Origin of the sequence: Streptomyces sp. NPDC059900 (genome assembly GCF_050270335.1) — a bacterium.
GTDB lineage: Bacteria > Actinomycetota > Actinomycetes > Streptomycetales > Streptomycetaceae > Streptomyces.
Genome location: NZ_JBNNJZ010000315.1, coordinates 1 through 9,636, shown reverse-complemented (window position 1 = coordinate 9,636; position 9,636 = coordinate 1). Strand labels below are relative to the sequence as shown.

Genomic DNA, 9,636 nt, shown 5'->3' with positions numbered 1-9,636 from the left:
AGACTCGACTCCTCTGGTTCGTGCAGGCCCGATCAGGCCGCGCGGCGGGATGTCGCGCACATCCATTCTGCTCTTATTTTTTCCTTATGCGAAGTTCTGGTGACTTTGGTCCCTCCCACGAGTGCGGAAGGTCCCGTATCAGGGGCCTTTGTCTGCGGAACCACCTGCGGGACCGCAGAAACTCGGGTGAGGAGAGCATGCCGTGACGACGGACATCGGTACGACCACAATTCCCGCGCCGCGCGCCTCGGGGAGGACGCAGGGTGCCCCCTGCTGGCTGAGCTATGCCGCACGGGACGCGCGGGCCGCCGAGGAGTTCTACGGACAGGTCCTCGGCTGGTGCCGCGTGCCGCTGCTCGGCCCGGCGGGCAGGACACGTTCCCTGGTCCTGCGGGCCGGCGCGCCGGTGGGGGCCATCAGCGAGACCTCCTGCGACCCCGGCGGCCACGCGGGATGGATGCCGCACTTCGCCGTCGACGACCTGGACGCCGCGGTGGGACGCCTGCGCGACCGCGGCGCCACCGCGGCGGTCGGGCCGCTGACCACGCAGGCCGGACGCGTCGCCGTGGCGGCGGGCCCTCACGACGAGGTGTTCGGTCTGCGCCACCAGGCCCCCGACCGCCGCTGGAGGGTCGGCGACGGCCCCGTGGCGCGCATCGAGCTGCACACGGGGGACGTCTTCGCGGCGGCCCTCTTCTACGGCGGCGTGCTGGGCTGGGCGGGAGAGTCCGCCGACAGCTGCCAGGTGGAGTACGCGCGGGGGCAGATCGTGGTGCGGGAGGGAGCGCGTGCGGGATCGCGTCCGGTCGCCACGCTCGGCGGCCAAGCCGTGCCGGGCTTCGAGGGGCGGCGCCGCTGGCACACGAGCTTCCGCGTGACCGACGCCGACGCGGCGGCCGACACCGCGCTGGCCGCGGGCGGACGCGTCATCACACCACCACGGGGGCTCCGCGGCCGGCGGGAGGCCGTTCTCGCGGATCGCGCGGGCGTTCCCTTCACGGTCGTGGCGGAGTGAGCCGGGCGAACCCGGGTGCCGGTAGGGAGCGAGGAGGACGATCAGACGATGTTCAGTTCAATGGCGAGCGCGGGGCAGAGCGCGGACCACAGGCCCGATCCGGCAGAGCTGCCGGCCGTGCGGACCGGACCGGCCGCACCGACCGTGCCGGCCCAGCCCGGCGAGCGCTCGCGGGGCGAGGCCGTCGGACTGCCGTGGATCGAGGAGGCCAACGAGGTCGCGCCGCAGGACGCGCGGGAGCTGTCGAAGCTCTTCTTCGAACGGCTCCGCACGCTGGAGAGCGGCTCGCCCGACCACACGTACACACGCGACACCCTGATCGAGATGAACCTCTCCCTGGTGCACTACGTCGCGGGCCGCTTCCGCAATCGCGGCAACGGCCAGCTGGAGGACCTCGTGCAGGTCGGGACCATCGGCCTCATCAAGGCGATCGACCGGTTCGACGTGGACCGCGGGCACAAGTTCGTCTCGTTCGCCGTCCCCTGCATCCTCGGGGAGATCAAGCGCCACTTCCGTGACACCAGCTGGGCCGTACACGTCCCGCGAAGACTCCAGGAGCTGCGCACCGACCTGGTCAGGGCGCAGGAGCGGCTGTCCTGCGGGCTCGGGCGCGAACCCACGGTCAAGGAACTCGCGGCCGACCTGGATGTGGCCGAGGAGCAGGTCCTGGAGGCGATCGTCGCCGCCAACGGCTACGCGGCGGGCTCCCTGGACGCCCCGCACGGCCCCGGCGATCCGGACGACACGTACCGCAGCGGCCGCTCGCTCGCCGATGCCCTGGGCGCCCCGGACCCCGCCATCGAGGTCTTCGAGTACCTGCACGACCTGGCCCCGCTCCTGGCGGAGCTCGACGAGCGCGAGCGCCGCATCATCGAGATGCGCTTCGGCCAGGAGATGACGCAGGCCGAGATCGGCGCCGACCTCGGCATCTCGCAGATGCATGTGTCACGGCTGCTGTCGCGGACCCTCACCCGCCTCCGTACGGGCCTGGGGGCGGGGGAGTAGGAGGGCCGGCGGCGGGACGGGCGCTCAGGCGCCCCTCGGACGGGGTCCCGCCGCCCCCTCCCCGCCCGGCAGGCCGGGCGATTGGCCCGTACGGGCCACCAGAACGCGCCGTCCCCCGCTTCTGCCCGCTGGAATGGACAGGTGACCGCGCCCCCGGACGACTGCCTCGCGCGCAACGAGTGGATCTGCGGCGACTATCTGAGCACCCGCCGCCAGATCATCCTCGACGCGGTCCTCCAGCATCTGGAGCTGACCGCCGTCTCCGTCCTCATCGCGCTCGTCATCGCCGTCCCGCTGGCCGTCGTCGCCCGGCGCTGGGCCCTTGCGGCCGGTCCCGTCCTGGCGCTGACCACCATCCTCTACACGATCCCCTCGCTCGCGATGTTCTCGCTGCTGCTGCCCCTCTACGGCCTCTCCGCGTCCCTCGTGGTCGCCGGACTCGTCCTGTACTCGCTGACGCTGCTCGTCCGCAACATCCTGGCCGGTCTGCGTGCCGTCCCCGAGGACACCCGGCAGGCCGCCCGCGGCATGGGCTACGGGCCGGTCCGGCTGCTCCTGACCGTCGAACTCCCGCTGGCGCTGCCCGCCGCGATGGCGGGCCTGCGCATCGCCACCGTCTCGGCGGTCTCCCTCGTCACGGTCGGCGCGATCGTCGGCTTCGGCGGGCTCGGCAACCTCATCTACACGGGCATGAACACCTACTTCAAGGCGCAGGTCCTGACCGCGTCCGTGCTCTGCGTCGTCATCGCCGTACTGGCCGACGTGCTGCTTCTCGGCGTCCAGCGGATCCTCACCCCGTGGACGCGGGCGGTCCGCTCATGAACACCATCAGCGATGCCTGGAAGTGGCTCACCGACGCGGCGCACTGGGCGGGCGACGACGGTATCTGGCACCGCCTGACCCAGCACCTCGTCCTCACCGTGGTCTGCCTGATCCTGAGCTGTCTGATCGCGCTGCCGGTCGCCCTCGTCCTCGGCCACCTGGGCAAGGGCGGAGCCCTGGCGGTCAACATCTCCAACGTCGGACGGGCGGTGCCGACCTTCGCCGTCCTGGTCCTGCTGCTCCTGACGCCCATCGGACAGTGGGGCGAGGGCCCCACCGTGGTCGCGCTCGTCCTGTTCGCCGTGCCGCCGCTGCTCACCAACGCCTACGTCGGGATGCGCGGCGTCGACCGCAGCGTCGTCCAGGCCGCGCGCGGCATGGGAATGACGGGGCGGCAGATGCTGTGGCGGGTCGAACTGCCGCTCGCGATGCCGCTGGTCCTCAGCGGGGTGCGGATCGCCGCCGTGCAACTCGTGGCCACCGCCACGATCGCGGCGCTCGCCGGCGGCGGGGGCCTCGGCCGGATCATCACCGCCGGGTTCAACCTCGCGAGCACGCCGCAGGTGGTGGCCGGAGCCGTCCTGGTCGCCGTGTTCGCGCTGGTCGTCGAGGGGATCTTCGAAATCGGCGAACGGCTCGCGCCGGGGCGGGCGCGGGGGAGAGGACGGGCCGGATGAGGCGGCGTACGGCATGGGGCGCGACGCTCGCCGCCGGGACGGTGCTCCTGTCGGGATGCGCGTCCGGGCCGTCCCTGGAGACGCAGGGCGAGGTCACCGCGCCGCCCGGCGACAGCCATCACCTGGTCGTCGGCTCCGCGGGCTTCACCGAGAGCGACCTGCTCGCCCAGATGTACTCCCTGCTCCTGAAGAAGGCCGGATACGGGACGGAGATCCTCTCCGTGGCCAACCGCGAGCTGTACGAACCCGCCCTGGAGTCCGGTCAGATCGACGTCGTCCCCGAGTACGCGGCGACGTTCGCGGACTGGCTCAACGCCAAGAAGAACGGCGCGGACGCGAAGCCGGTCGGCTCGCCCGACCTGGACGCCACGATGAAGGCCCTGCGCGGCCTGGCCGCGCCGCGCGGCCTCACCGTCCTGGACCCGGGCAAGGCCGTCGACCAGAACGCCTTCGCCGTCACCGCGTCCTTCGCCGAACAGCACCGCCTGAAGACCCTGAGCGACCTCGGCAAGTCCGGCCAGAAGGTACGCCTGGCCGCGGGCGACGAATGCGTGCAGCGCCCGTACTGCGAACCCGGCCTGAAGAAGGTCTACGGCATCGACGTCACCGCCGTCGACCCCAAGGGCGTGGGCACCACCCAGGCCAAGAAGGCCGTGCAGAGCGGGCAGGACCAGATGGTCCTGACGACGTCGACGGACGCCACGCTCGACGACTTCGGCCTGGTCCTGCTGAAGGACGACAAGAACCTCCAGAACGCCGACTACATCGTCCCGGTCGTCAACCGCTCCCGCGCGGGCAGCGAGGGCGTCGCGAAGGCACTCGGCCGCCTCAACTCCGTACTGACGACGGCGGACCTGGCCTCCATGAACGAACAGGTGGACAGCTGGCGGCGGCTGCCGCAGGACGTCGCGCGCGCCTATCTGGAGGACAAGGGGCTGCTGTAACCCGCGACCGGCAGGGACTGCTCCAGCACACGTCAGCCCATGTCAGCCCACGTCCGGAAGGGGCTACGCGTCGGCGACGGAGTCGAACTCGACCTGATCCCGCGCCACGCCCTGCGCGTCCGCGTCCACCGAGCGGCGCAGCGCCTCGTGCAGCTTCGCCGGGGTCAGCACGCCCAGGAAACGCGCCCCGTCCAGGACCGCGACCCAGCCCGCGTCGTGCTGGAGCATCACGCCGAACGCCTGCTTGAGCGGGGCGCCCACTGGCACCCAGGCCCGCATGCGGTGGGCCAGATCGCCCACCTTGCCGCCCTCCCCGGCCAGACTCACCTCGTCGATGCCCACCCAGCCGTGCAGATCGCCTTCCGCGTCCAGGACGACGCCCCAGCGGGCTCCCTCCTCGCGCAGCCGGGCCGCCGCGTGCGCGGCGGGCTCGTCGAGGCGCACCACCGACGGCTGCTCCAGGTCGTCCGGCAGGATCTCGGTGACCGACAGGCGCTTGAGACCCCGGTCGGCGCCCACGAACTCGGCGACGTACGGCGTCGCCGGAGTGCCGAGCACGGCGCCCGGCGTGTCGAACTGCTCGATGCGGCCCTGCCCGTACACCGCGATCCGGTCACCGAGCCTGACCGCCTCCTCGATGTCGTGCGTGACCAGGAGAACCGTCTTGCGGACCGCCGCCTGCATCCGCAGGAACTCGTCCTGCAACTGTTCGCGCACCACCGGGTCGACCGCCCCGAACGGCTCGTCCATCAGGAGCACGGGCGGATCGGCGGCCAGGGCGCGCGCCACGCCGACGCGCTGGCGCTGACCGCCGGACAGCTGCTCGGGGTAGCGGGAGCCGTACATCTTGGGGTCCAGGCCCACCAGGTCGAGCAGCTCGGCCGCCCGCGCCCGTGCCTTCGTCTTTTTCCAGCCGACCAGGGCGGGGACGGTCGCCGTGTTGTCGAGGACCGTCCGGTGCGGGAAGAGCCCCACCTGCTGGATGACATAGCCGATACGGCGGCGCAGACGGACCGGGTCGACGTCCGCGATGTTCTCGCCGTTGACGAAGATGCGGCCCGCGGTCGGCTCGATGAGGCGGTTCACCATCATCATCGTGGTCGTCTTGCCGCATCCGGACGGTCCCACGAGCGTGACCAGTTCCCCCTCGCCGACCTCGAAGGACAGCTCGTCCACGGCCATCGTGCCGTCCGGGTAGCGCTTGCTGACCTGCTCGAACCGGATCATGCCTTCACGCTAACCGCGCCCCTCAGACTCCGCTCACCAGCACCACCTCCAGGGTGCGCGGGCCGTGCACGCCCTCCACCCGGTCCAGTTCGATGTCGCTGGTCGCGGACGGTCCCGAGATCCAGGTCAGCGGACGGTGGGGATCGAGCCGTTCGAGTGCCTGCGGGACGGAAGAGACGACCTGGTCAGGGATCCGTACGACACAGATGTGGTGATCGGGGACGAGCGTGATGCGCCGGCGGCCCTGGTCGGGGCCGCCGTCCAGGACGATCGTGCCGGTCTCGGCCACGGCGACCGCGCAGCCGGTGACGACGCTGTCGACCTCGTCGAGTTCGTGCGGGGTGCTCGCGGCACGGTCCTCGACGCGGGTGGCATCGGCGGCCTTCAGCCAGTGCGGCGGCAGGCCGGGCGGCACCAGCACGGTCCGCGCGTCGCGCGCCGCCAGCAGCCGCCCGAGCAGTCCGGGCAGCTCGTCGTCCGTGCAGCGGTGCACGAGCGCGCGATAGTCGGCGAGGTTCTCCGCGAGCAGGTCGACGGTCTGTTCCGTGCTGCGGTCGCCGTGCTCGCGCAGGTAGTCGCGGGGGACGGCCTCCCTGTCCTTGTCGTCCGGGATGTCGGCAAGCGCCCGCCGGACGCGGCCCAGGATCAGTTCCCTGCTGCTCACTTCGTGCCGCCCTTCTCGCTCTGGCCGCCGTTCGTACGCCGCCACCAGTCGCGGAACGGCTCCGCCGGTACCTTCGGCAGGTCACGCGTCGCGCTCCACGCCCGGCCGGGGCCCGGAAGCGTCCGCGGATGCAGGCGCCGGGTCCCCGACGCGAGGCGCTGCCCGGCCCGCAGCGCCCCCGGCCGGCCGAACGCCCAGCCCGCCGCGCGCATCGCCGCCCGCTCCGCGGCGTGGCCCTTCGCGGGCCGCAGCGTCACCTTCGTGCCGTGCCGCGTCACCTCGCCGCCCTGGACCACGCGCTCCCTCAGGTGGACGAGGACTTCGGGGATGTCGATGGCCACCGGGCACACCTCGTAGCAGGCGCCGCAGAGGGAGGAGGCGTAGGGGAGCGAGGCGTCGATCTCGCTCTGGGTTCCCCGGAGCTGTGGGCTGAGGATCGCGCCGATGGGGCCGGGATAGACCGAGCCGTAGGCGTGGCCGCCGGCGCGTTCGTACACCGGGCAGACGTTGAGGCAGGCCGAGCAGCGGATGCAGCGCAGCGCCTGGCGGCCCACTTCGTCGGCGAGGGTGTCGGTGCGGCCGTTGTCCAGGAGCACGAGGTGGAAGGTGCTCGGGCCGTCCTCCTGCGTGGTGCCGGTCCACATCGACGTGTACGGGTTCATCCGCTCCGCCGTCGAGGAACGCGGGAGCGTCTGGAGGAAGACCTCCAGGTCCTGCCAGGTGGGCAGGATCTTCTCGATGCCGACGACCGAGATGAGCGTCTCGGGGAGCGTCAGGCACATACGGCCGTTGCCCTCCGACTCGACGACCACCAGGGTGCCCGTCTCGGCGACCATGAAGTTCGCCCCGGAGATGCCGACCTTGGCGCGCAGGAACTTCTCCCGCAGGTGCAGCCGGGCGGCCTCGGCGAGTTCGGCGGGGGTGTCGGTGAGACCCTCGGGGGCCGGGCGGCCCCAACTGCCCATCTCCTTCTCGAAGATGTCGCGGATCTCGCCGCGGTTGCGGTGGATGGCGGGGACGAGGATGTGCGAGGGGCGGTCGTTGCCGAGCTGCACGATGAGCTCGGCCAGGTCGGTCTCGTAGGCGTGAATGCCCTCGGCCTCAAGGGCTTCGTTGAGGCCGATCTCCTGCGTGGCCATCGACTTGACCTTGACCACCTCGCTCTCGCCGGTCTCCTTGACCAGCGCGGTCACGATGCGGTTCGCCTCGTCGGCGTCTGCGGCCCAGTGCACGGTGCCGCCCGCCGCCGTGACCGACTCCTCCAGGCGGACCAGATAGTGCTCCAGGTCGCGCAGCGTGCGGTCCTTGATCTGCTTGCCCGCCTCGCGGAGCCGGTCCCAGTCGTCCAGTTCGGCGACGGCACGGGCCCGTTTGTCGCGGATGGTGTGCGTGGCGTGCTTCAGGTTGGCGCGCAGGGTGGTGTCGCGCACCGCTGCGTGCGCGGCCTCGGGGAAGGCCGGCATCCCGACGAACGTGCCGCTCGTGCCGCTCAAGACAGTGTCTCCTCTTCCGTGCTCGCCAGGATCTCCGCGATGTGCACCGGGCGTACGCCGCTCCTGAGGCGGGTCATCGTGCCCCCGATGTGCATCAGGCAGGAGTTGTCCGCGGCGCACAGGGTGTCGGCGCCCGTGGACTCGGCGTTGCGCACTTTGTCCGTGCCCATCGCCGATGAGACATCGGAGTTCTTCATCGCGAAGGTGCCGCCGAAGCCGCAGCACTCGGCCGCGCCCGGCAGCTCGCGCAGTTCCAGTCCCTTGACCGCTCGGAGCAGCCGTGTGGGGCGGTCGCCCAGGCCGAGACTGCGCAGTCCGTGGCAGGTCGGGTGGTACGTCACCGTGTGCGGGTAGTACGCCCCGACGTCGGTCACACCGAGGACGTCCACCAGGAATTCGGTGAGTTCGTACGTCTTGGGGATCACCGGTGCCAGCGTGGTCGCGAGGCTGTCGCCGCGGCCCTCGGAGCGGGCGCGCTCTCCCATGCGCGGATACAGCTCGCGGACCATCGCGCCGCACGAGCCGGACGGCGTCACGATCGCGTCGTACTCGTCCGAGCCGAATACATCGGAGAAGTGGCGGGCGAGCGGCTCCGTCTGGTGGCGGTAACCCGTGTTGTAGTGCGCCTGCCCGCAGCAGGTCTGCGCCATCGGGAAGTCGACCTCAACCCCCAGCCTGGTCAGCAGTTTCACCACCGCACGGCCCGTGTCGGGATAGAGCGTGTCGTTGACACAGGTCAGGAACAGGGCGACACGCATCGCGGGTTCCTCCTCGTCGATCATCGGATGGATGCAGCGTATGCGCTAGGCACGCTCTGCGGGAGTCATGATGCCGGGACGCGTCATGCGGGGTTGTGCCCTGCGGGGACGCGGCGCGCGGCCTCGTCCCACGCGGCCCGGCGTGCCGGATCGCCGGTCGGCTCATAGCGGGCCAGCTGCTGTGTGCGGGCCAGCAGCGCGCGCATCCCATGACGGTCCTGCAAGAGACCGTGCGCCCTCGCCTGTACGAGTACGTTGCCCAGGGCGGCCGCTTCGGCGGGTCCCGCGACGACCGGCAGCCCGCAGGCGTCCGCGGTCAGTTGGCACAGCAGCGCGTTGCGGGCGCCGCCGCCGACGATGTGCACCACGTCCACGGACCGGTCCGCCAGGCGCCGGGCGTCCTCGATGGCCCGGCGGTGGGCCAGGGCCAGCGAGTCGAGGATGCAGCGCGTCGTCTCGGCGGGCGTGCCGGGCACGGGCTGGCCCGTGGCAGCGCAGGCCCGGGCTATCCGCTGCGGCATGTCGCCGGGGGCCAGGAAGGCGGGGTCGGCGGCGTCGACCAGCGAGCGCAGGGCGGGGACGGCGGCCGCCTCGCGGAGCAGCGCCTCCAGACCGGGGGCGCCGGTGCCGGTAGTGCCACCAGAGTCGGCGGCCCAGGTGCGCAGGCACTCCTGGAGCAGCCACAGGCCCATGATGTTGCGGAGGTAGCGGACCGTGCCGTCGATGCCCAGTTCGTTGGTGAAGTTGGCCTCGCGGCTTGCTTCCGTGCGGACGGGAGCGGTCAGCTCCAGGCCCGCAAGGGACCAGGTGCCGGTGCAGATGTAGGCGAAGTTCTCCGTCGTGGCCGGGACCGCGGCGACCGCTGACGCCGTGTCGTGCGAGGCGACCGTCGTCACGGGGGTGGGGGAGGGCAGGCCGGTGTCGTCCAGGATCTGCGGGAGCAGGAGACCCGCGGGGTCGCCCGGCCGGCGCAGGGGAGGGAACAGGCCGAGGTCGATGCCGAGGCGCGAGGCCACTTCCCTGGACCAGTC

Annotated in this window: 10 protein-coding genes; 5 read left to right on the top strand and 5 right to left on the bottom strand. The window is 71.8% G+C overall.

Annotation, left to right across the window (positions count from 1 at the left end; all coding sequences use genetic code 11):
• The first annotated feature begins 202 nt into the window (after positions 1 to 202).
• The 5 genes from ACQKIP_RS30495 to ACQKIP_RS30475 all read left to right on the top strand — a co-directional run bounded on the left by ACQKIP_RS30495 (position 203) and on the right by ACQKIP_RS30475 (position 4,463).
• Entirely contained in the window at positions 203 to 1,015 is an 813-nt protein-coding gene (locus tag ACQKIP_RS30495) for a VOC family protein (RefSeq protein WP_365865276.1), read from the top strand.
• Positions 1,016 to 1,063: 48 nt separating this feature from the next.
• Positions 1,064 to 2,020, top strand: coding sequence for an RNA polymerase sigma factor SigF (locus tag ACQKIP_RS30490; RefSeq protein WP_427744729.1), 957 nt, complete (start codon positions 1,064 to 1,066; stop codon positions 2,018 to 2,020).
• A gap of 141 nt (positions 2,021 to 2,161) precedes the next feature.
• Positions 2,162 to 2,842 (top strand): ABC transporter permease, encoded by a 681-nt coding sequence (locus ACQKIP_RS30485; RefSeq protein WP_365865272.1) that lies wholly within the window; start codon positions 2,162 to 2,164, stop codon positions 2,840 to 2,842.
• On the top strand, positions 2,839 to 3,519 hold the full coding sequence (locus tag ACQKIP_RS30480; protein ID WP_365865270.1) for an ABC transporter permease: 681 nt from the start codon (positions 2,839 to 2,841) through the stop codon (positions 3,517 to 3,519). The genes ACQKIP_RS30485 and ACQKIP_RS30480 overlap by 4 nt, the downstream gene beginning before the upstream one ends.
• The gene (locus ACQKIP_RS30475; protein ID WP_365865268.1) at positions 3,516 to 4,463 is read left to right on the top strand and encodes an ABC transporter substrate-binding protein; all 948 of its coding nucleotides are present in this window, start codon (positions 3,516 to 3,518) and stop codon (positions 4,461 to 4,463) included. The genes ACQKIP_RS30480 and ACQKIP_RS30475 overlap by 4 nt, the downstream gene beginning before the upstream one ends.
• Positions 4,464 to 4,526: 63 nt before the next feature.
• Here the strand turns inward: ACQKIP_RS30475 and ACQKIP_RS30470 are convergent, their stop codons facing one another.
• From ACQKIP_RS30470 to ACQKIP_RS30450, 5 genes are all read right to left on the bottom strand, one after another.
• On the bottom strand, positions 4,527 to 5,690 hold the full coding sequence (locus ACQKIP_RS30470; RefSeq protein WP_365865266.1) for an ABC transporter ATP-binding protein: 1,164 nt from the start codon (positions 5,688 to 5,690) through the stop codon (positions 4,527 to 4,529).
• 22 nt (positions 5,691 to 5,712) lie between these two features.
• Positions 5,713 to 6,354, bottom strand: a complete 642-nt coding sequence (locus ACQKIP_RS30465) for a LutC/YkgG family protein (RefSeq protein WP_365865265.1) — start codon at positions 6,352 to 6,354, stop codon at positions 5,713 to 5,715.
• Complete coding sequence (locus ACQKIP_RS30460) at positions 6,351 to 7,817, bottom strand: LutB/LldF family L-lactate oxidation iron-sulfur protein (protein WP_365865355.1); 1,467 nt, start codon at positions 7,815 to 7,817, stop codon at positions 6,351 to 6,353. The genes ACQKIP_RS30465 and ACQKIP_RS30460 overlap by 4 nt, the downstream gene beginning before the upstream one ends.
• Before the next feature lie 26 nt (positions 7,818 to 7,843).
• On the bottom strand, positions 7,844 to 8,605 hold the full coding sequence (locus ACQKIP_RS30455) for a (Fe-S)-binding protein (protein ID WP_365865353.1): 762 nt from the start codon (positions 8,603 to 8,605) through the stop codon (positions 7,844 to 7,846).
• Between the two features lie 83 nt (positions 8,606 to 8,688).
• Positions 8,689 to 9,636: rhamnulokinase (locus ACQKIP_RS30450; RefSeq protein ID WP_427744725.1), on the bottom strand; the 948-nt coding region annotated here is incomplete at its 5' end.